This window comes from Agrobacterium tumefaciens, from assembly GCF_013337285.1.
GTDB classification, from domain to species: domain Bacteria; phylum Pseudomonadota; class Alphaproteobacteria; order Rhizobiales; family Rhizobiaceae; genus Agrobacterium; species Agrobacterium burrii.
Window position 1 is genome coordinate 641462 of record NZ_SUPW01000001.1, and the last position, 21088, is coordinate 662549.

The following is a 21088-nucleotide window of genomic DNA, read 5'->3' on the forward strand; positions in this document are numbered from 1 at the left end:
CAGACCGACCGGGAGACATGCTCACCGGAGGGGTCTTTCTTTTTTCTCGTTAGAGAGCAAGGGCAAGCCGGATGATTGAGCCGCTTTCGCATTCCCCGTTCCCTGGGGCCACTTTCAAGGAAGAGATCGACGGCGATACGCTGCATGAAGAATGCGGCGTTTTCGGCATTCTCGGCCATGCCGATGCCTCGGCGCTCACCGCTCTCGGCCTGCATGCGCTTCAGCATCGTGGCCAGGAGGCAGCGGGCATCGTATCCTTCGATGGCAAGCGCTTCCACCAGGAACGCCATATGGGCCTCGTCGGCGATCATTATACCAATCCCGTCACGCTTGCCCGCCTGCCCGGCTCCATCGCCATTGGCCACACGCGTTACTCCACGACAGGCGAAGTGGCGATGCGCAACGTGCAGCCGTTGTTTGCCGAGCTGGAAGAAGGCGGCATTTCGATTGCCCATAACGGCAATTTCACCAACGGCCTGACGCTGCGCCGTCAGATCATCGCCACCGGCGCCATCTGCCAGTCGACATCGGATACCGAAGTCGTTCTCCACCTCATCGCCCGCTCGCGCCACTCCTCTACCGCCGACCGTTTCATCGACGCTATCAGGCAGATGGAAGGCGGTTATTCGATGCTGGCGATGACGCGCACCAAGCTGATCGCCGCGCGCGACCCGATCGGTATCCGCCCGCTAGTCATGGGCGAACTTGATGGCAAGCCGATCTTCTGTTCGGAAACCTGTGCTCTCGATATTATCGGCGCGAAATTCGTGCGCGACGTGGAAAACGGCGAAGTCATCATCTGCGAAATCCAGCCTGATGGCTCGATCACCATCGATGCGCGCAAGCCTTCGAAGCCGCAGCCGGAGCGTCTCTGCCTGTTCGAATATGTCTATTTTGCCCGTCCCGATTCCGTCGTCGGCGGCCGCAACGTCTATACGACGCGCAAGAACATGGGCATGAACCTTGCCAAAGAAGCACCGCTGGAAGCCGATGTCGTTGTCCCGGTTCCCGATGGCGGCACGCCGGCGGCGCTCGGTTTTGCGCAGGCAAGCGGCATTCCCTTCGAATACGGCATCATCCGCAACCATTATGTCGGCCGCACCTTCATCGAGCCGACGCAGCAGATTCGCGCTTTCGGCGTCAAGCTCAAGCATTCCGCCAACCGGGCGATGATCGAAGGCAAGCGCGTTGTACTGGTGGATGATTCCATCGTGCGCGGCACGACCTCGGTCAAGATCGTGCAGATGATCCGCGAGGCCGGTGCCAAGGAAGTGCATATCCGCGTCGCCAGCCCGATGATCTTCCATCCGGATTTCTACGGTATCGACACGCCTGATGCGGACAAGCTGCTCGCCAACCAATATGCCGATGTCGAGGCGATGGCGAAATTCATCGGCGCCGATTCGCTGGCTTTCCTGTCGATCGACGGGCTTTACCGCGCCGTCGGCGGCGAGAACCGCAACCATGCGCGGCCGCAGTTCACGGACCATTATTTCACCGGCGACTATCCGACCCGCCTTCTCGACCAGAATGGCGAGGCGATGGGCAGCAAGATTTCCATGCTGGCCAGCAACGGCTGATAGCCCGAATGAACAAGCGGCCGCCGGCTTCCGGGGGCCGCTTTTTTCTTGCCTTTTGTTCAGGCCGTCCCGTGCGACGATTTAATCGCTTGCAGCCGGCCGCTGTGGCTTCGTAAAAGGAGGCGCAATCATTTCGGAGGGGCAACATGACCATCAATCTCAAGGGCCGGATCGCGCTCGTCACCGGCGCTTCGCGCGGTATCGGTTATTTCACGGCGCTGGAACTGGCCAAGGCCGGCGCGCATGTCATCGCCTGCGCCCGCACTGTTGGCGGCCTTGAGGAGCTGGACGACGCCATCAAGGCTGTCGGCGGCACGGCGACGCTGGTTCCCTTCGACCTCTCCGACATGAATGCCATTGACGCTTTGGGCGCCAATATTTTCGAGCGCTGGGGCAAGCTCGATATTCTCGTCGCCAATGCCGGTGTTCTCGGTGTCATCTCGCCGGTTGGCCATATCGAAGCGAAGGTCTTCGAGCGGGTGATGACCATCAATGTCACCGCCACATGGCGGCTGATCCGCTCGGTTGAGCCGCTGCTGCTGCGATCGGATGCCGGCCGCGCTCTGATCCTGTCTTCGGGGGCCGCCCATAGCTGTCGCCCCTTCTGGGGTGTCTATTCCACCTCCAAGGCTGCGGTGGAAGCACTCGCCCGCACCTGGGCCGCAGAGACCGAAAAAAGCGCGCTGCGCATCAACAGCGTCAATCCCGGCGCTACACGCACCGCCATGCGCGCCCAGGCCATGCCCGGCGAAGACCCCGCAGATGTGCCGCATCCTTCCGAGGTCGCCGCCGCCATTCTTCCGCTTGCATCGCCTGAGCTTGCCGAAACCGGCAAGCTCTTTGTCGTGCGGGACAGGAAATTCGTGGACTACCGCCTGCCGGAGTGACTATTTCATGCTCTGGGAGCCGATGCGGTCACCACGGATGCTCTTGACCGGACGGCACCGCCGCGCCATAAGGCAAGACATGAAAACAACGATCTGCACCTGCTGCTGAATAAATTTTGCTGGTTCGCCGCCGGCCAGATCGTTTTCGTCTCCCCGCAAGGTCCAACAGACAAACGGTCCGGTCAGGACAATTGACTGCCTTTAGGGAACACCCGCATGTCCTTGCGCCTCAAACTCCACAACACCCTGACACGCGAAAAGGCGGAATTTGCGCCAATCGACGCCGATAATGTGCGCATGTATGTCTGCGGCCCGACGGTCTATGATTTTGCCCATATCGGCAATGCGCGCCCGGTCATCGTGTTCGATGTTCTCTACCGGCTGCTGCGTCACGTCTATGGCGAGACCCACGTGACCTATGCCCGCAACATCACCGATCTCGATGACAAGATCAATGCGCGGGCGCTGCGCGACTATCCGCATCTGCCGCTGAACGACGCGATCCATGCGGTGACGAAAAAGACCGCCGATCAGTTCCATGAGGATGTGGCCATGCTCGGCTGCCTTCCGCCGACCGTCGAACCACGCGCCACCGATTATATCGCCGAGATGATCGACCTCATCGAAAGACTGATCGCCCGCGGCCATGCCTATACGGCGGGCGGCGAGGTGCTGTTCGATACCCGCTCGATGGCCGACTACGGCCAGCTTTCGAAGCGGCCTCTGGACGAGCAGCAGGCGGGCGCACGCGTGGCGGTGGAAGCCCACAAGAAGACCCCCGGCGATTTCGTGCTGTGGAAACTGTCCTCGCATAACGAACCGGGCTGGGAGAGCCCCTGGGGCCGTGGCCGTCCGGGCTGGCACATCGAATGCTCGGCCATGGCCGGTCGCTACCTCGGCGAGGTGTTCGACATTCACGGCGGCGGGCTCGATCTCATCTTCCCACATCACGAGAACGAAATCGCGCAATCGCGCTGCGCCCATGGCACGCACGTCATGGCCAATGTGTGGATGCATAACGGCTTCGTGCAGGTGGAAGGCCGCAAGATGTCGAAGTCCGAGGGCAACTTCGTGACCATCTATGAATTGCTGCACACGGAAAAGTTCGGCGGTCGCCAATGGCCGGGCGGCGTGCTTCGTCTTGCGATGCTGATGACGCATTATCGCGAACCGATCGACTTTTCGGTGAAGCGTCTGGAAGAGGCTGAACGTCTGCTTGCCAAGTGGCCGACGGCTGATGCCTCTGACGCGGCACCGGATGAAACGGTACTCGAGGCGCTTGCCGACGATCTGAACACGGTTGCCGCCGTGCAGGCGCTGCACGCGCTGGCGCACGCCGCCAATGTGGACGCTTCCAAGCTGCCGGCCTTCGCGGCCAGCGCCGCTTTGCTTGGTGTTTTGCCCAAGAAGGCGGAAGTGGATGAGGCTATCGTTTCGGCTGTCGATGCGCTGGTGGAATTGCGTCTGGAAATGCTGAAGGCGAAGAACTTTGCGGAGGCTGACCGGTTGCGCGACGAGCTTTCGGAGAAGGGCATTCAGTTGAAGGATGGCAAGGACAAGGAGACGGGCGAGCGGACGACGACTTGGGAGTTGAAGCGGTAGGGAGTAGTTAAGGCTGCGGCTCGCGGCTTACCCCCCTCTGCCCTGCCGGGCATCTCCCCCACAGGTGGGGAGATCGACTCGTAGTTAGGCCCCGCATTTCTCTTCGGTCGAAATTGAGCGACGCAGGCGCGTCATGCCGATCTCCCCCCCTTGTGGGGGAGATGCCCGGCAGGGCAGAGGGGGGTATCCTCGCTCACCACAATCCGCTTGCGGTTTTGAGCTAGCTCGACCAATCTAAGGCGAGGCACTAAACGGCGAGCCAAATCATGCCGCATGCAGACGTAGACCCGATGCATCGCAAATACGCGAAGCAGATGCGGAAAGTAATGACGGATGCCGAGCTGAAGCTCTGGAACGCTATTCGCGCCCATCGCCTTGAAGGCTTGAGTTTCCGCAGACAAATGCCGATTGCCGATTTTATCGTCGATTTTGCCTGTTCCAATCATCGCCTTGTTATCGAGATCGATGGCTCTCAACATACATCCGAGGCAGCATTACGGTACGATAATGAAAGAACCGCCCGGCTTGAAAAAGACGGCTGGACCGTCCTCCGCTTCTGGAACGATGATATCCTCAAAGACATCGACAACGTCTGTCTCCACATTATCCGAACGGTAAAGGAGAACCAACCATGACCACCCATACCGGCGGATGCCAGTGCGGCGCGATCCGCTTTCGCGCGACCGGCGATCTGAAAGACAGCTCCGTCTGCCATTGCCGCATGTGCCAGAAGGCTTTCGGGGCTTATTATGCGCCGCTGGTCTCCGTGCGTGAGGTCGAATTCGAATGGACGCGCGGTGAGCCGAAGCGTTTCCAGTCTTCCAGTGTCGTCCAGCGTGGCTTCTGCCCGGAATGCGGCACGCCTTTGACCTATGAGGCGCCGGATGGCATGGCGGTTGCGGCCGGTGCTTTCGACGATCCAGCCGCCCTACCGCCGACCATTCAGTGGGGCGTCGAGCGCAAGATCGATTTCGTCGACAGCATCCACACGCTGCCCGCTGTTCCCACGGAAGACGACCTGACCTCGGTGGACTATCTCACCAACCTGATCTCCTATCAGCATCCTGACCACGACACTGAAAGCTGGCCGCCGGAGAGCAGAAAATGAGTGAAGCGGGATTTTCCGGCGGCTGCCAGTGCGGCGCCGTGCGTTTTCACGCCGGCAAGCTTGGCCGGGCCTCCATCTGCCATTGCCGCATGTGCCAGAAACATTTCGGCAATTTCTTCGGCGCGCTGGTCAGCGCCGATCAGGCGCATCTGGTCTGGACACGCGGCCAGCCTGCCCTCTTCCGCTCCTCAACCAAGATCCATCGCGGTTTCTGCAACAAATGCGGCACGCCGCTGACCTATCATTATCCGGGTGGCGTAGAGATCGCCATCGGCGCTTTCGATCACCCCGAGCGGATCGAGCCGCAGGTGCAGGTCAATTTTCACAAGCGCATGCCGTGGATCGAGCAGCTGTTTTCCAAACCGGCCGTGGAACAGGGCGTGGACGAGGCCGAGATCAACTCCTATCAGCATCCTGACCACGACACGGCGGAATGGCCACCACAGGAAACTAAAACATGACAGAAGAATTGCGCGGCTTTTACCCCGAGATCGAACCTTTCGAGACCGGCATGCTCGATGTCGGTGATGGGCATGTGATCTATTGGGAACGGGTGGGCACGCGTGGCGCGAAACCGGCGGTTTTCCTGCATGGCGGCCCGGGTGGCGGGGTGAACCCAACGCATCGCCGCGTTTTCGATCCGGCACTTTACGACGTCATCCTGTTCGATCAGCGCGGCTGCGGCCGTTCCACGCCGCATGCGGAACTGGAGGCCAACACCACCTGGCATCTGGTCGCCGACATTGAAAGGCTGCGTGAACTTTGCGGCTTTGAAAAATGGCTGGTTTTCGGCGGCTCCTGGGGCTCGACGCTGGCGCTCGCCTATGCCGAAACCCATCCCAACCGCGTGAGCGAACTGGTTCTGCGCGGTATCTATACCGTCACCCGGCCGGAGCTGGACTGGTATTACCAGTTCGGCGTCTCGGAGATGTATCCGGACCAGTGGGAAAAATTCATCGCGCCCATCCCGGAGGCTGCGCGCGGCGAGATGATGCAGGCCTATAATCGCTATCTCACCGGCGCTGACGAGGCAAAGAAGCTTGAATGCGCCAAGGCATGGAGCCAGTGGGAAGGCGCGACCATCGCGCTCGTTACCGATCCTGACCGTGTCGAGGATTTCGGCGAAGATAAATACGCCATCGCTTTTGCGCGCATCGAGAACCACTTCTTCGTTAATGCCGGCTGGCTGGAGGAAGGGCAACTGCTGCGCGATGCCGGCAAGCTTGGGGATATTCCTGGTGTCATCGTGCACGGGCGTTACGACATGCCCTGCCCGCTGAAATATGCCTGGCAACTGGCCAAGGCATGGCCGAAGGCGGATTTCCACATTGTCGAGGCGGCTGGACATGCGATGAGTGAGCCGGGCATTCTTGACCAGCTGATCCGCGCCAACGATCGCTTTGCCGGGAAATAAGAGTCTTTTCAGCGGCTTAAAACAGCCGGATGAGACAATGATTCATGTGGGGTTTCACGGGGGATTTCCCGCGTGGAGCACCCGGACGGTTACGGTAGCAGCTTATTTCAAGAGCAAAGCGCCTGTTATTCATGCAGTTTTTCTCATGAACCCTTCACGGAAATGAATTGGCGGCCATTGTGGCGATCCGCTATAAAACGCCATCCGAACAATTTTGGCGGTACTCCCCATGGCACTCGACAAATCGCTCCCGGCCCAAGAGGGCGGCGACAGCGCGCGCGGTTTTGCTTTCGCGCTCTCCGCATATCTGCTGTGGGGCTTCCTTCCCATATACATGAAGGCGGTTGCGCATATTTCTCCGATCGAAGTCATCGTGCATCGCGTCATCTGGTCGGTGCCGATTGCAGCGGCAGTGCTGATTGCGCTGGGTCGGACAACGGAAATCCGTTCAGCACTGAAAAACCCGAAGATGCTGGCCATGGCGAGCCTCACCGCCGCCCTCATCAGCATCAACTGGGGCGTCTATATCTGGTCCATCGGCGCGGGCCGCGCGCTGGATGCCGCACTAGGCTATTTCATCAATCCGCTGTTCAGCATCTTCCTCGGCGCTGTTCTCCTGAAGGAAAAACTCTATCCGGCGCAGATCGCAGCCATCGGCCTCGTCGCGCTGGCGGTGGCAATCCTCACCTGGCATGCCGGCAGCCTGCCCTGGGTGTCCATCGCGCTGACTGTTTCCTGGGGTTTTTACGCCTTTTTCCGCAAGACATTGCCGATTGGTGCGACGCAGGGCTTCCTGCTGGAAGTCATGCTGCTGTCCATTCCGGCTGTGCTGGTCATGGCCTGGTTGGGCTTCAGCGGACAGGCGCATTTCATGGGCGGCAATTCCGCCGACACCTGGCTTCTGGCGGCAAGCGGCGTAGTCACCGCCGTTCCGCTCATTCTCTACGGCAATGGCGCGAAACTGCTGCGGCTGTCGACCATCGGCATCATGCAATATATTGCGCCGACGATGATCTTCCTCATCGCCATCTTCATCTTCAAGGAACCCTTCGACACGGTGCGGATGGCGGCGTTTGCGATGATCTGGGTAGCGTTGGCGATCTATACCGGCTCCAGCCTGATGCGGCTCAAGCGGTAATCTGGCTCCTTCCCTCGTTCCTGTGTCCGTCGCGGGAACAAGGAGAGGCAGATATCAATAGTCCATCAGCAATTGCGGATCCGCTTCGTAACCGAAACGCGGTTTGACACCGAGGAGCGCTGCTGTCTGGGCGACGATTTCGCGGATCATCGGCGCTGCGGTGGAGGCAGCCGTGCGCCCGCCATTCTCGCCGGTTTTCGGAGCATCAATCATCGACAGCACGACATATCTCGGCCTGTGCATCGGAAAGGCGGCGACGAAGCTGTTGAAATTGATATCCTTGGCGTAGCGGCCGTTGATGACCTTGTCGGCGGTGCCGGTCTTGCCGCCGACGTGAAATCCTTCGACCTGCGCACGCCTGCCGGAGCCCTTGATACCGTTCCAATTGAAAAGATACCGCATATCGGCGCTGGTCTTTCCCTTGATGACGGCACGGGAAACCGTTGCCGCATCTTCCCTTGAACGCGACAGGAAAGTCGGCGAAATCAGGTTTCCGCCATTGATGAGCGCTGCGGCGGCAACCGCCGTCTGCAACGGCGTGGTGGCGATACCGTGCCCGAAGGAAATGGTGACGGAATTGATCTTCTTCCACGTCCTCGGCTGGGTTGGCATGGCCACACCCGGCATTTCGGTCTCCATGCGCGACAGCAGCCCGAGTTTCGTCAGGAACTGCTGGTGGCCTTCGACACCGACCATGTCGGCAACCGCGGCCGTGCCGATGTTGGATGAATATTGAAACACTTCCGCGATTGAAAGCGGGCGGTTCTTGCCCCAGAAATCCTTGATGGTGAAGCCGCCCATGCGGATCGGCCGCGACGCATCGACCACCGAATTCAGCGTGATCGCGCCGGCATCCAGCCCCATGGCGAGCGTGAAGCTCTTGAAGGTCGAGCCCATCTCGAAGGTGGCATTGCTCATGCGGTTGAACCAGCCCTTTTCGTACTCCCTGTCGATGCTGCCATCGGCAAGGGTACGGGACGGTTCGTTGGGGTCGTAGTCCGGCACCGAGGCCATGGCCAGCACCTCGCCCGTCTCCACATCCAGGATCACCGCACCCGCCGCTTCCGCCTGATAGTCGGTTTTCGCCTTCATGACGATCTCACGGACGATGTTCTGCACCCGCAGATCGATCGACAGTTTCACCGGCTCCAGCGCCACGCCGCTTGCAAGACCGGTGGCGCGCAGATCGGCGAGCCCCTGCTGGTCGAGATAACGCTCCATGCCGGCAAGGCCCTGATTATCGACATTCACGTGGCCGATAATATGCGAGGCCGTCGGGCCACCCGGATAAAACCGGCGTTTTTCCGGCCGGAAGCCGATGCCGGGTATGCCGAGATTGAGGATATCCGCCTGCTGACGGGGCGTGAGCTGGCGCCGCAGCCATTGGAAGCCGGTATCCGAGCGCAATCTGCGGTGCGTGTCGCGCCAGTCGAGATTGGGGATGACGGTCGCCAGCTTCTCCACCACCTCATCCGGATCGACCACCCGGCGCGGATCGGCATAAAGCGACACCATGTTGAGATCGGTCGCCAGCAGCTTGCCGTTGCGGTCGACGATATCCGGCCGCGACGCGACGGCGGTGGCGCCGGTGTTGATCCACGCCGTTGCGACGGGTTCCGCAATCCCATATTGAACGAGGCGCGCAGCCACGACGGCATAGATCGCGACGAAAACGGCGATCAGGATACCGAGCCGCATGCGCGTATCCACCCGGCGGCGAGCGGCAGAGCCAAGCACGCCTTCCCTGCCCCGCAACGGGCTTCTCTGAATAATGAAATGTGTCCGGCTTTTAAGCCGCACCACAAAAGCAATCATTTCCTGATGCACCCAATCTCATGGCGGCGAAATGAGATTCCGCGACGGCCAACGTCCTGGTGACGCTCGCACAGGATCAGTCGCAGGGCCATGAAAAGAGCTGGTTGAGCGATGCCGCTGTTAAATCGGTATTAATATACACTTAAAATTATAATGAACTGCGAGGCGGTTCATTAACGATTTTTCGATGCGCGATGCGTGCCGTTATCCCGAAACCGCTTAACGCTCTCGGGCGACATGGTTCAGAGGCGGGAAATGACCGAAGGGTCGCCTTCCGGGTTCTGCTGCGCCAGCGCCCGGTCGATGATGGCGGGCACGATGTCCTTCACCTCGTCGACGACAAGTGGGTTCAACAGGTGGGCGCGGTGGATGAAACCCTGGTCGCGCATGTGCTGCACCAGTTCCAGCATCGGGTTCCAGAAGCCGTTGATATTGGCAAAGACCATCGGCTTGGCGTGACGGCCAAGCTGCGCCCAGGTCATGATCTCGACAATCTCTTCCAGCGTGCCTACACCGCCCGGCAGGGTCACGAAGGCATCCGAGCGCTCGAACATCATATGTTTGCGCTCATGCATGTCTTTCGTAACGACAAGCTCGTTCAATTGTCCGAGAGAATGGCGCGTTGCCTCCATATCGACCAGAAATTCCGGTATGATGCCGGTTACTTCGCCGCCGTTGGAAAGAACGCCGCTGGCGACCGCGCCCATGATGCCCTTGGTGCCGCCGCCATAAACCAGGCGAATGCCGTTTTCGGCAATGGATTTCCCAAGCGCACGGCCTGCTTCCATGTGAGCCGGGTCACGTCCGGGCTGGGAGCCGCAATAAACGCAGATGGATCGAATCGCTGTATTTTTGTCCGTCATGAGAGGAAGGAACTATGCGCGATGCGGCACGTCAAGAAAATTTGGGAAATCCCTTGTAAATATGGCCTTTTGGCCACAGGCCGCTTGTCTGGCGTCAGGTAAGACGCTAGCAATCTCAACTCGTGTGAAAAGCTTGAAATACCCGGAGCACCCAGGATGAAAAACAATAAAGCCGGTTTGCTGGCGCTGATCGTGCTGGGCATTGCGTCCCTGCTCATGATCTTTTTCGTCCTGCCGAGAATTTCCAACGACGGCAAACCAATTGGCGACGCCATCAACGAGGCCGGCAATGCGGTGAAGAACAGCGTTGAAATGGGCGGCGACAAGGCGGGCGACATCCTGTCCGACGCTGCCGAGGAAACCGCCAATATCGCCGACAAGGTGGGGCGTCTGGCGGCGTCTGCAACCCAGTCGATCAAGGATCTGACCACGCTTTTCGCCGATAGCAAGGTTCCCTCCGACGCCGATTTCGCAGCGGCGCGCAAAAAGGTCGAAGCCTCGCTCAAGGAACTGACCAATATCGAAATTCCGGAATCGCTGGACGAAACGACGTCGCGGCTGATCACCACCGCGCGCACGGCGGCCGAGCGCACCACCGCCTTCCTGCGCGGCCTGCCCGACAATGCGGCAGCGGCCGCAGCCCAGATCCGCCGCCTGGCAGGCGTTTTCGCCGGCACAGACGATGGTGCAGCGCAGCCGGCACAGCCAGCCGCCGCACCTGCCGTCCCAGCGCCGGCCGGTGCTGCCCAGGCAGCGCCCGGTGTGCCGACCTTTGACGTGTTGCGTGTCGAGCCTGACGGTTCGGCCGTGGTCGCCGGCAAGGCGCAGCCCGGCTCCAAGCTCGAAATTCTCAGCAATGGCAAGGTGATCGCCCAGACAACCATCGACGGCACCGGCGATTTCGCCGCGGTTTTCGACAATCCCCTGCCGCCGGGCGACCATGAGCTGGTGCTGCGCTCCACCGACACCAGCGGCAAGGCAACACAATCCGAGGAAGTAGCAACCGTTTCCGTGCCCAATGGCAAGGCTGGCGAACTTCTGGCAATGGTTTCCAAGCCCGGCGAGGCAAGCCGCGTGCTGGCGATGCCGGAGGCCGCCCCCCCGGCGCTGCAGACCACACAATCGGGACAGCCCGCAGCGGCAACAGCCGAAACCGGCAATGCCGCCACTACGCCGGCAGCCGTTGCCGGAGTGACGGCTCCGCCTGCGACCGGTTCCGCTCCGGCTCAGGCAGCGGCCTCCACCGTTCAGGTCACCGCCGTGGAATTTGAAGGATCGAAGATTTTCGTCGCGGGTTCCGCGCCCGCCGGTTCGACGGTGCGTGCGCTGGTCGATGACCGGGAGATCGGCAAGAGCGTTACGGAAACCTCCGGTCATTTCGTCGTCGAGGGTGATATCGATCTTGCCGTTGGCAGCCATATCATCACCGTCGAGGAGTTGAATGCCGATGGCAGCGTGAAGCTGCGCGTGCGTGTTCCCTTCGAGCGGCCACAGACCGATCAGGCAACCGTTGCCATGCAGGCGCCCACCGCTTCGCCCGCCGCCACAGCCGCGCCGGCTGAAAACCAGAGCACGGCAAGCGACCGCGCCGCCTTTGAAAAGCTGCGTGACGACGTTTCCAAGGCTTTCGGCATTCTTTCCAATCTCTACAAGGATCAGGCGACGCCGGCGCTCGATCAGGCGATTGCCGGCCGCTCCGCCGTGACGATCGGCCTCAAGTCGCTCTCCGAGTTCCGTACCGCCGCGGCGACAGAGCCGGCCTTCACCGCCTTTGCAGGTGGCATCACCGCCAAGGCACGCGATCTGCTGGCATTGGTACAGGCTTGGCCGAATGACGTCGCGGCAATCGGCAAGGGCATCGCATCGCTGGCAAGCCAGCTTGCGGAACTCCACATTACCGCGCCAGCCGCACCCGCGCCGCAAGCGCCCGCCGGTCCGCAGACCTTCGAGCAGGCCCCGCTTGCCGAAAGCCAGAACAGCGTCATTATCCGTCGCGGCGATACGCTGTGGCAGATTTCCCGGCGCGTTTATGGCCAGGGTGTGCGTTACACGACGATCTACCTCGCCAATGAGGACCAGATCAAAAATCCTGACCTCATCGAGCCCGGTCAGATTTTCGGTGTACCGGAAAAAGCCCTGCCGAATGCCGAGGAACTGCACCGCAAGCGGCTGAAGGGCGGTTCCTGAGCACTTTAAGACGTTGCGGTGAACCCGTGACGACCCCATCTATGACACGCGCGGCGGCTTCTCAAGGCCGCCGCCCTGCTGTCGGCTTCCGGCAGAGACCGGAGTGAACAATGCCCACGCAGAAAAAAACCATTTCCGCGGATTCCAGCAATCCCACCCAGACCCTGATCAATCTCTGGCCCTATATGTGGCCGGAAGGCCGGTGGGACCTGAAGATGCGGGTGATCTGGGCCACCGTGTTCCTTGTTGTCGCCAAGCTGGTGCTGATCCTCGTTCCCTATTTTTTCAAATGGGCGACGGATGCGCTGAACGGCAAACTGGACATGGCAGGGCTGGTTCCGGCCTTCCTGCTTGGCGCGGTCGCTCTGGTCATCGCCTATAATCTGACGCGGCTGATACAGGTCGGGCTCAACCAGCTGCGCGATTCGCTGTTTGCCAGCGTTGGCCAGCATGCGGTGCGCCAGCTGGCTTATCGAACCTTCGTGCACATGCACCGACTTTCCCTGCGTTTCCATCTGGAACGCAAGACCGGCGGACTTTCGCGGGTTATCGAGCGTGGCACCAAGGGCATCGAAACCATTGTCCGGTTCACCATTCTCAACACCGCGCCGACCTTCATCGAATTCCTGCTGACGGCCGTTATTTTCTGGGCCTCCTACGGCTTTTCCTATGTACTGGTCACCGTCATCACCGTCTGGGCCTATATCTGGTTCACCGTCCGGGCCAGCAACTGGCGTATCGGCATTCGCCGCGCCATGAATGACAGCGATACCGACGCCAATACCAAGGCAATCGATTCGCTCCTGAACTTCGAAACCGTCAAATATTTCGGCAACGAAGAGATGGAGGCGAAACGCTTCGACGTTGCGATGGAGCGTTATGAAAAATCGGCGATCTCGATCTGGACCTCGCTTGGCTGGCTGAACTTCGGTCAGGGCGTCATCTTCGGCATCGGTTCCACGGTCATGATGGTGATGTCGGCGCTGGCCGTGCAGCGCGGCGAACAGACCATCGGCGATTTCGTGTTCATCAATGCGCTGCTGCTGCAACTTTCGGTGCCGCTCAATTTCATCGGTTTCGTCTATCGTGAAATCCGTCAGGGACTGACCGACATAGAGCAGATGTTCGAGCTTCTCGAGGTCGAGGCCGAAGTTACCGACAAGGCGGACGCTAAGCCGCTTGGCGCTGGACCGGGCGCGATCTCCTTCCGCGACGTGCATTTTTCCTATGATCCCGAAAGGCCGATCCTGAAGGGTGTCTCCTTCGACGTCCCGGCCGGCAAGACGGTGGCAATCGTCGGGCCTTCGGGGGCGGGAAAATCGACGATCTCGCGGCTGCTTTATCGTTTCTACGATATTCAGGAAGGCGCCGTCACAATCGACGGGCAGGATATTCGCGACGTGACGCAACAGAGCCTGCGCTCTGTCATCGGCATGGTGCCGCAGGATACGGTGCTGTTCAACGATACGCTGGCCTATAACATCCGTTACGGCCGATCTTCGGCAACGACCGAGGAGGTGACGGCGGCGGCGGATGCAGCGCAGATCAGCGCCTTCATCGGCAAGCTGCCGGATGGATACGCGACCATGGTCGGCGAACGGGGTCTGAAGCTCTCGGGCGGCGAGAAGCAGCGCGTGGCGATTGCCAGAACCATTCTCAAAGCCCCGCCGATCCTCATTCTCGATGAGGCGACCTCGGCGCTCGACACCCATACCGAACAGGAAATCCAGAGCGCACTCGATATCGTCTCGAAAAACCGCACCACACTGGTCATCGCCCACCGCCTGTCCACTGTCATCCACGCCGACGAAATCATCGTTTTGAAGGAAGGCTTGATCGCCGAGCGCGGCACGCACGCCTCGCTGATGGCGCAGAATGGTCTCTACGCCTCGATGTGGAGCCGTCAGCGCGAAGCGATCCGGGCGGAAGAGATGCTGCGCCATGTTCGCGAAACCGACGATCTCGGCGTCGTGGACCGCGGCGAACCGGCGCATTGACGGGTATGAACCCCTGACAACCGGGGTCGCAGACCCACCGGGCCATTGCCGGGCGGGTCGTTTGGCTGTAACCAGCTAGGCAAAATTTGTCGCATTGCCGTGTGGATCGTGTCGTATCACGACCACATATAGACGCGACAACGGAAACCGGAGCAAGGAATCTCATGAGTCTGTTCGACACCATTCGCAACACCATCGTACCGATCCACAAGGAAGGTTACGTCTTCGTCGCCGCCTTCTTCGTCGCATCGCTGGTGCTCGGCTGGATTTCCGAACCGCTATTCTGGGTCGGTCTCGTGCTGACGGCCTGGTGCGCCTATTTCTTCCGCGACCCCGAGCGCGTCACACCACAGGATGACGATCTGATCATCAGCCCCGCCGATGGCAAGGTTTCCGCCGTCCAGACCGTCGTTCCGCCGCTGGAGCTGGAACTCGGCAAGGAGCCGATGGTGCGCATCTCGGTATTCATGAACGTGTTCAACTGCCATGTGAACCGCGCGCCGGTGCGCGGCCGCATCGTCAATGTCGCCTATCGCCCCGGCCTCTTCCTCAATGCGGAAGTGGACAAGGCGTCCGAAGACAATGAGCGCAACGGCCTTGTCATCGAGACCGCGCATGGCAAGGTTGGCGTGGTGCAGATCGCCGGCATGGTTGCCCGTCGCATCGTCTGCTGGGTCAAGCCGAATGAACCTGTTGATGCCGGTGAGCGTTTCGGTCTTATCCGTTTCGGTTCGCGTCTCGATATCTTCCTGCCGGAAGGTTTCCAGCCGCGCGTTTCCGTCGGCCAGACGGCGATCGCCGGTGAGACCGTGCTTGCCGAATTCGGTTCCGCCAAAGGTCCGGTCCTTAGCCGACGCGGCTGAGACGAACAGGAAGGGCATACGCCATGGAAACGCCGATCGTCGAGCAGAACGGAAAACAGGAAGGCCGCAGCGATAGCGGCCGTGGCCCACGTCTGAGGGAAATTCCCTTTCGCCTCGTGGTTCCCAATCTCATCACCGTTCTGGCGATCTGCGCGGGCCTCAGCGGCGTGCGCCTCGCCATCGAAGGCCGCTTTGAACTGGCGGTCGGCATGGTGCTGCTCGCCGCCTTCCTCGACGGCATCGACGGGCGCATCGCCCGGATGATGAAGGCGACCTCCAAATTTGGCGAACAGATGGATAGTCTGGCCGACATCGTCAATTTCGGTGTCGCCCCTGCCCTCGTCGTCTATATCTATCTGCTCGATCAGGTCCGTTCGATCGGCTGGATCGCCGGCCTCATCTATGTCATCGCCGCCGGCCTGCGCCTGGCGCGCTTCAACGTCATGATCGAACGGCCGGTGAAAGCGCCCTGGCAGAATGAATTCTTCGTGGGCGTGCCGGCCCCGATGGGCGCCATGCTGGTGCTTCTGCCGGTCTATCTCGGCTTCCTTGGCGTGGAGCCGGGCAAGCCCTTCGCTTATGTGGCGGCAGCCTACACCGTGCTGATCGGTTATTTTCTCATCAGCCGCCTGCCGGTCTGGTCGGGCAAATCGGGCACCAGCGGCATTCGCCGCGATCTGGTGCTGCCGATGATCCTTGTCGTGGTGCTTTACGTGGCGATGCTGATGAGCTTCACCTGGGAAGTGCTGGTTCTGACAGTCGCCGCCTATCTCGTCTTCATTCCCATCAGCGCCCGCCTGTGGCACCGCCGCTACGGCACGCTGACCATCGAGGAAGACGCGCATGACGACGCCAATGGCGGCAACGGTCTCGATCGCGGTATTTGAAACCACAGGTGTTATTTTTCTCGCATGACCTTGCGTGAGGATGTGACGCAAAATGTCGCATCCCCAAAAGCCGGCTTCATTTTTTTCGCCTCGAATCCGTCAAGATTACCCCCGAGAAAGGGGCTTCACACGCTTCGCACCGGCGAATGGCGTGAATTATGGAGAAAAGAAATGACGAACGAGACGAAGGCACAGCCGCAGGCGAAGCCGGACCTCAAAAGCCACTATCGCCCGCTTGGACTGAAGGCCGTCGCGGCCGCAGCCCTGATGCTGAAGCGCAAGCCAGCCGTCAAACCCGCCTGAAAACATTCAGTTTTTTGGCCAGCGGTTTTCGGATCATCTGGTGTATCGGGTTAAGAATCAACATTCCCCGGCAGAATTTCAGCAATCGCGCGGCGCCTTCACCGGCGCCGTTTTTTATTCCGTGTACAGCACGAACGACAGGCATTCATAAATTCAGGAAATTTTTGTAACGAAGCTGCAACGAAAGTGAAGTAAAAGCGCGGCCTCTACGAAACGTCTGTACGAGCGCAAACGTATAGACTAGTGAATATCAAAGAATTTTCTATTTTTCGCAGTTTTTTTCCAAAACAATGCATAAGCCGACTTTCAAATCCGCAGACATGCGGATGACGATCCGGTGTTCAGGAAAGATTGCGAAGACAGGCCAGGGGGGCTTGGGACGGCCATGCAGGATAAAATCCTTCTGATTGAAGATTCCATTGCTCTTTCCATGCTGCTGAAGTCGCGGCTATCGGAAGAAACCGAAGCCGATGTCATCCATTGTGACAGCATGGCTGCCGCCGATACGCTGTTGCGCGCCCATGATTTTACGCTGGCGCTGACGGGGCTTAATCTGCCTGACGCGCCGAAGGGAGAGATTTTAGCTCTTCTTTCCGAGCACAAGGTGCCGGCGATCGTCTTCACCGCAACGGTGGATGAAGAGGCGCGCAAGCGTTATGCCGAAAAGAAAATCATCGATTATATCGTCAAGGACGGTCACCGCACCGTCGATGCGGTGGTCAAGACAGTCGACCGGATTTTGAACAATAAGCGCTTTTCCGTTCTGGTGGTCGATGATGCGCGCACAGCGCGTTCCGGCCTCGTGGAAATTCTGGAGCGGCAGAATTTTAGGGTTAGCGAGGCCCATTCAGGCAACCGGGCGCTGGAAATCCTGTCGCAGGACCCATCGATCCAGCTTGTCATCACCGATTACCATATGCCTGACATGGACGGTTATGAGCTGACGCGCCGTATCTGCGACAGCCGCTCCTCGGAAGATCTCAGGGTGATCGGCATCTCGTCCTCCACGGACCGGCTGCTTTCGGCAAGCTTCTTGAAGGCCGGGGCCTCGGATTTCGTCTACCGCCCCTTCGTGCCGGAAGAGTTGCAGTGCCGTATCGACAATAATATCGAAACGCTGAAACAGCTGAAGCGCCTGCGCGAACTGGCCGAACGCGACCATTTGACAGGTCTGCCGAACCGCCGCTCCTTCTTCGAGCGCACCCGGGCGTTGATGGACATCATCAACGACAATGACGAAAACGGCGCAGTCGCCATTCTCGACATCGACCATTTCAAGAAGATCAACGATACGCTGGGACATGACGCCGGCGACCGGGCGCTGAAGAAGCTTGCGGAACTGCTGCACGACATGTGCCATGAGCAACGCCATATTCCCGCCCGCCTCGGCGGCGAGGAATTCGCGGTGTTCCTGCGGGGGCTCGATGCCCGTGCCGCCTATCAGTTCTGCGAGGAACTGCGCGGCGCTGTCGAAAGCAATGGCCGCCAGTTGAGCGGCAGCAGCCTGGCGTTGACGATTTCACTCGGCGTTGTGGAAATCGAAAAGGGCGAACCTTTCGACAACCAGCTGAATGCCGCCGACCAGTTGCTCTATCTCGCCAAGGCCAATGGACGCAACCGGGTTTATTCCGACGTGATGATCCAGGAAGGCCTGCAGAAGATGGGTCAAAACGGCTGAGATTTTCCCGTAGACAGGGTCATGGGCCGAGCGGGTGCCGCATATTTCTTCTCCCCGCCAGGGAAAAGTCCGCGGCAGCGGGATGAGGGGGAAAGCTCTCCGAAATCCGGCAACGTCGCCCCCTCATCCGACCCTTCGGGCCACCTTCTCCCCGGCGGGGAGAAGAAACTCGCGGCAACGTCCAACCGCAAATAACTGGCCTCGGACGCCACGCAAACACATCAAAACAGCGACATCTGCCCCTCATCCTTCGGCGGCTTGATCTTTGCCAGCGGCGTGCTTTCCGGCACCGGCTCGATGAGATCGGCACCGACATTGGCGACCTTGTTGACCTTGTCCGATACCGGGATCATCTCGAAGAAATCGTCCTGAGCCGGTCGCATCAGATCGGCCACCTCGCGCGGCTCCTGCGTCTTGCAATCGAGCCAGCGGCTGAAATCCTCGGGCGCGATGACAACAGGCATACGGTCGTGGATGCGGCCGATTGCGGCATTGGCGGCCGTGGTGAGGATTGCGCCGGTATCGACCTCCGATCCGTCAGCGGAAGACCATGTTTCCATGAGGCCGGCAAAGGCAACGATGCCGCCGCTTTTCGGGCGGATGAAATAGGGCTGCGGTTTGCCGCCCTCCTCCTTCGGTGGACGTCGCCACTCGTAAAAGCCGGTGGCGGGAATTAGCACGCGGCGATGGCGCATGGCGGCACGGAAGGATGCCTTGCCGATGGCGGTTTCCGAACGCGCATTGATGAGTAGGGGAAAATCCTTGGGGTCCTTCACCCAGCCCGGTAAAAAACCCCAGCGGACCAGCACGGCCCGGCGGTTGGGCAGGTTGCTGCCGCGCTCCTGCCGCTCGCCTTCCAGCACCACCAGAACCGGCTGCGTCGGTGCGATGTTGAAACGGGCGGGAAAATCCTCAAGGCCGATCAGGTCGAGATAATCGGCGATTTCTTCCGGCGTCGCCTTCAGGACAAAACGTCCGCACATTTTCTTCTCCTCAGGCGCGTGGGCCAAACAGGATGATGGCCGTGCCGGCAAGGCAGACGGCTCCGCCGGCGACATCCCATTTATCCGGCAACTGCCCTTCAACGCCCCAGAGCCAGAGAAGCGATGCGGTGATGTAAATCCCGCCATAGGCGGCATAGGCCCTGCCCGCCGTCTCGGTCGGCACCAGTGCCAACAGCCAGGCAAAAGCGGCAAGCGACAGCATGCCCGGCAATAATATCCAGACCGGCTTGCCGAGCTTCAGCCAGGCCCAGAAGGAGAAGCAACCAGCGATTTCCGCAAGTGCCGCCAATATGTAAATAAGATAGACCTTCATTCCACCGTCTTCTGCGTGCACAATGGGGCTTGTTGTTACACAACAGGTTAGAGCCTTCGGGCCATCTCCGAAAGGGCGCGTCGGCGCTCTCACACCATAATATGCAGACAGGCCGGAGACGGCCCAAACGAGAAACCCTTTCATGAGCATTCGCATCAAGCCCCGCCCCGCCTCCTCCGCCATCGTCAGGAATGGCGACCGGCTGCTTCTCGTGCGTCGGGCCAATCCGCCGTCAAAGGACATGTTCGCTTTTCCGGGCGGGCGCGGCGAAGAAGGGGAAACGCCGGCCGAGACCGCACTTCGCGAACTTCACGAGGAAACCGGCATCATCGCGCGCAAACCGCAACTCTTCGCGACCTACGATCTGCCGTCGCGTGATGCGGAAGGCGCATTGACCAGCCATTATTTCCTGTCCGTCTTCACGGTGGAAACGGATACCGACCCGGCAGTAACGGCGGCCGACGATGCGGCGGATGCGGGCTGGTACACATTGGCGGAAATCCGCCGGCTGCCGGCGCCGGAAAGCGTCGTCGAATGCGCCGAGCGCCTGTTTGCATGATTGCCAGTCAGCCAGAATCGCGATTATTTAGGGCATGTCCGCCCGCCGGGTGTTCACGAGTATGTGTGGGGCTGAATAGAATTTTGATGCGGCCAATCATTTTCCTGTCTCTTTTGCTGACCATGCTGGCCACGGTCGGGCAAGCGGACGTCGCTTATGCACAGCCTTCGAAGGCGGTTTCCAAGGAGGCACGCCCCCCGGAAGCGACGCCGCCCAAACCCGCTCCCTATGACGACAAGCTGGCACGGCTTTCTGAAATACTGGGTGCCGTGCAATATTTAAGAACCCTGTGCCCCTCTTCCGGCCCGGAAGACTGGCGCAGATCGATGAGCGATCTTCTGGCTGCGGATACGGCCAACGAACCTGAGCGACGTCAACGCATGACAGCAGCATTCAACCGTGGATACCGCTCTTTTGCAGCCATCCACACCAGTTGCACACGCGCCGCCGTCATGGCAGAAGAGAGCTACCGTAACGAAGGGGCAACACTCGCTCAGGAAATCGCGTCACGGTTCGGAAATTAGCGGATTGTTAACCTCTTTTCGCCGCAGGCCGTGCCGTTTTGATAAAAGACTGATAGTGTTGTTAACAGGGTGGTAAGGACTTGCCCGCCCTGTCGAGGATGAAAAATGCAGACGAGCCGTAACGAAATCGACGACATGATCGTGCATGAAAAGATGCAGGTCGCTCTGGAACACCAGAACGAGGCATGGGCTGACGGCATGGCCGACGGCATCGAGCCTGAGATCATCGCCGATGCCGCCATTGCTCTGGCCATGCGCGAAACCATCCGCATGCATGGCGAAGCCGGTGCGGAAGCAATGCTGGAATCGCTGCGCCAGCGGATGCTTGAAGGCGAATTTTCTCCGCAGCGGGTGATACAGTAAAGC

General features: G+C 59.9%; 21 protein-coding genes. 17 read left to right on the forward strand and 4 right to left on the reverse strand.

What is annotated here, in order from left to right:
* Window positions 1–71: 71 nt before the first annotated feature.
* The 8 genes from purF (at window position 72) to rarD (ending at window position 7729) form a co-directional block, all read left to right on the forward strand.
* Window positions 72–1580: an amidophosphoribosyltransferase gene (purF, locus tag FCH38_RS03100; RefSeq protein ID WP_149897961.1), complete on the forward strand. Its 1509-nt coding sequence runs from the start codon at window positions 72–74 to the stop codon at window positions 1578–1580.
* Window positions 1581–1726: 146 nt separating this feature from the next.
* The gene (locus FCH38_RS03105) at window positions 1727–2467 is read left to right on the forward strand and encodes an SDR family NAD(P)-dependent oxidoreductase (RefSeq protein WP_149897962.1); all 741 of its coding nucleotides are present in this window, start codon (window positions 1727–1729) and stop codon (window positions 2465–2467) included.
* 216 nt (window positions 2468–2683) lie between these two features.
* Window positions 2684–4069 carry a cysteine--tRNA ligase gene (gene cysS, locus FCH38_RS03110; RefSeq protein ID WP_174372790.1) on the forward strand — a complete coding sequence of 462 codons (1386 nt, stop codon included), beginning with the start codon at window positions 2684–2686 and terminating at the stop codon, window positions 4067–4069.
* A 266-nt stretch (window positions 4070–4335) separates the two neighbouring features.
* Window positions 4336–4704: an endonuclease domain-containing protein gene (locus FCH38_RS03115; protein ID WP_174372791.1), complete on the forward strand. Its 369-nt coding sequence runs from the start codon at window positions 4336–4338 to the stop codon at window positions 4702–4704.
* Complete coding sequence (locus FCH38_RS03120; protein WP_174372792.1) at window positions 4701–5177, forward strand: GFA family protein; 477 nt, start codon at window positions 4701–4703, stop codon at window positions 5175–5177. Before FCH38_RS03115 ends, FCH38_RS03120 begins: the two co-directional genes overlap by 4 nt.
* Window positions 5174–5638 carry a GFA family protein gene (locus FCH38_RS03125; RefSeq protein WP_174372793.1) on the forward strand — a complete coding sequence of 155 codons (465 nt, stop codon included), beginning with the start codon at window positions 5174–5176 and terminating at the stop codon, window positions 5636–5638. Before FCH38_RS03120 ends, FCH38_RS03125 begins: the two co-directional genes overlap by 4 nt.
* Window positions 5635–6591 (forward strand): prolyl aminopeptidase, encoded by a 957-nt coding sequence (pip, locus tag FCH38_RS03130; protein WP_149897967.1) that lies wholly within the window; start codon window positions 5635–5637, stop codon window positions 6589–6591. Before FCH38_RS03125 ends, pip begins: the two co-directional genes overlap by 4 nt.
* A gap of 229 nt (window positions 6592–6820) precedes the next feature.
* Window positions 6821–7729, forward strand: coding sequence for an EamA family transporter RarD (rarD, locus tag FCH38_RS03135; protein ID WP_149897968.1), 909 nt, complete (start codon window positions 6821–6823; stop codon window positions 7727–7729).
* A 54-nt stretch (window positions 7730–7783) separates the two neighbouring features.
* Here rarD and FCH38_RS03140 read toward each other — a convergent pair whose 3' ends face one another.
* Together FCH38_RS03140 and FCH38_RS03145 are read right to left on the reverse strand one after the other, a co-directional pair.
* A complete protein-coding gene (locus FCH38_RS03140; RefSeq protein WP_174372794.1) occupies window positions 7784–9544 on the reverse strand; it encodes a peptidoglycan D,D-transpeptidase FtsI family protein in 1761 nt (586 codons plus the stop codon).
* Between the two features lie 242 nt (window positions 9545–9786).
* Window positions 9787–10407 (reverse strand): TIGR00730 family Rossman fold protein, encoded by a 621-nt coding sequence (locus FCH38_RS03145; protein WP_080842185.1) that lies wholly within the window; start codon window positions 10405–10407, stop codon window positions 9787–9789.
* A gap of 156 nt (window positions 10408–10563) precedes the next feature.
* Between FCH38_RS03145 and FCH38_RS03150 the strand changes: the two genes are divergently transcribed.
* The 6 genes from FCH38_RS03150 (at window position 10564) to FCH38_RS03170 (ending at window position 18322) form a co-directional block, all read left to right on the forward strand.
* The gene (locus tag FCH38_RS03150) at window positions 10564–12594 is read left to right on the forward strand and encodes a LysM peptidoglycan-binding domain-containing protein (protein ID WP_174372795.1); all 2031 of its coding nucleotides are present in this window, start codon (window positions 10564–10566) and stop codon (window positions 12592–12594) included.
* 110 nt (window positions 12595–12704) lie between these two features.
* Window positions 12705–14591: an ABCB family ABC transporter ATP-binding protein/permease gene (locus tag FCH38_RS03155; protein WP_174372796.1), complete on the forward strand. Its 1887-nt coding sequence runs from the start codon at window positions 12705–12707 to the stop codon at window positions 14589–14591.
* Window positions 14592–14719: 128 nt separating this feature from the next.
* A complete protein-coding gene (locus FCH38_RS03160) occupies window positions 14720–15454 on the forward strand; it encodes a phosphatidylserine decarboxylase (protein WP_149898154.1) in 735 nt (244 codons plus the stop codon).
* Window positions 15455–15477: 23 nt separating this feature from the next.
* Window positions 15478–16341 (forward strand): CDP-diacylglycerol--serine O-phosphatidyltransferase, encoded by an 864-nt coding sequence (pssA, locus tag FCH38_RS03165; RefSeq protein WP_174372797.1) that lies wholly within the window; start codon window positions 15478–15480, stop codon window positions 16339–16341.
* 171 nt (window positions 16342–16512) lie between these two features.
* Window positions 16513–16644 (forward strand): hypothetical protein, encoded by a 132-nt coding sequence (locus FCH38_RS23535; protein ID WP_256367995.1) that lies wholly within the window; start codon window positions 16513–16515, stop codon window positions 16642–16644.
* A 385-nt stretch (window positions 16645–17029) separates the two neighbouring features.
* On the forward strand, window positions 17030–18322 hold the full coding sequence (locus FCH38_RS03170; protein WP_174372798.1) for a GGDEF domain-containing response regulator: 1293 nt from the start codon (window positions 17030–17032) through the stop codon (window positions 18320–18322).
* 221 nt (window positions 18323–18543) lie between these two features.
* Here FCH38_RS03170 and FCH38_RS03175 read toward each other — a convergent pair whose 3' ends face one another.
* Both FCH38_RS03175 and FCH38_RS03180 read right to left on the reverse strand, forming a co-directional pair.
* Entirely contained in the window at window positions 18544–19305 is a 762-nt protein-coding gene (locus FCH38_RS03175) for an SOS response-associated peptidase (RefSeq protein ID WP_174372799.1), read from the reverse strand.
* Between the two features lie 10 nt (window positions 19306–19315).
* The gene (locus FCH38_RS03180; RefSeq protein WP_149897975.1) at window positions 19316–19639 is read right to left on the reverse strand and encodes a YnfA family protein; all 324 of its coding nucleotides are present in this window, start codon (window positions 19637–19639) and stop codon (window positions 19316–19318) included.
* Window positions 19640–19781: 142 nt separating this feature from the next.
* Here FCH38_RS03180 and FCH38_RS03185 point away from each other — a divergent pair, with 142 nt between their 5' ends.
* The 3 genes from FCH38_RS03185 (at window position 19782) to FCH38_RS03195 (ending at window position 21085) form a co-directional block, all read left to right on the forward strand.
* Entirely contained in the window at window positions 19782–20198 is a 417-nt protein-coding gene (locus FCH38_RS03185) for an NUDIX hydrolase (protein WP_153513477.1), read from the forward strand.
* An 83-nt stretch (window positions 20199–20281) separates the two neighbouring features.
* On the forward strand, window positions 20282–20722 hold the full coding sequence (locus tag FCH38_RS03190; protein WP_174372800.1) for a TIGR02301 family protein: 441 nt from the start codon (window positions 20282–20284) through the stop codon (window positions 20720–20722).
* Window positions 20723–20827: 105 nt separating this feature from the next.
* Window positions 20828–21085, forward strand: a complete 258-nt coding sequence (locus FCH38_RS03195) for a hypothetical protein (RefSeq protein WP_003496894.1) — start codon at window positions 20828–20830, stop codon at window positions 21083–21085.
* The last annotated feature ends 3 nt before the right edge of the window (window positions 21086–21088 follow it).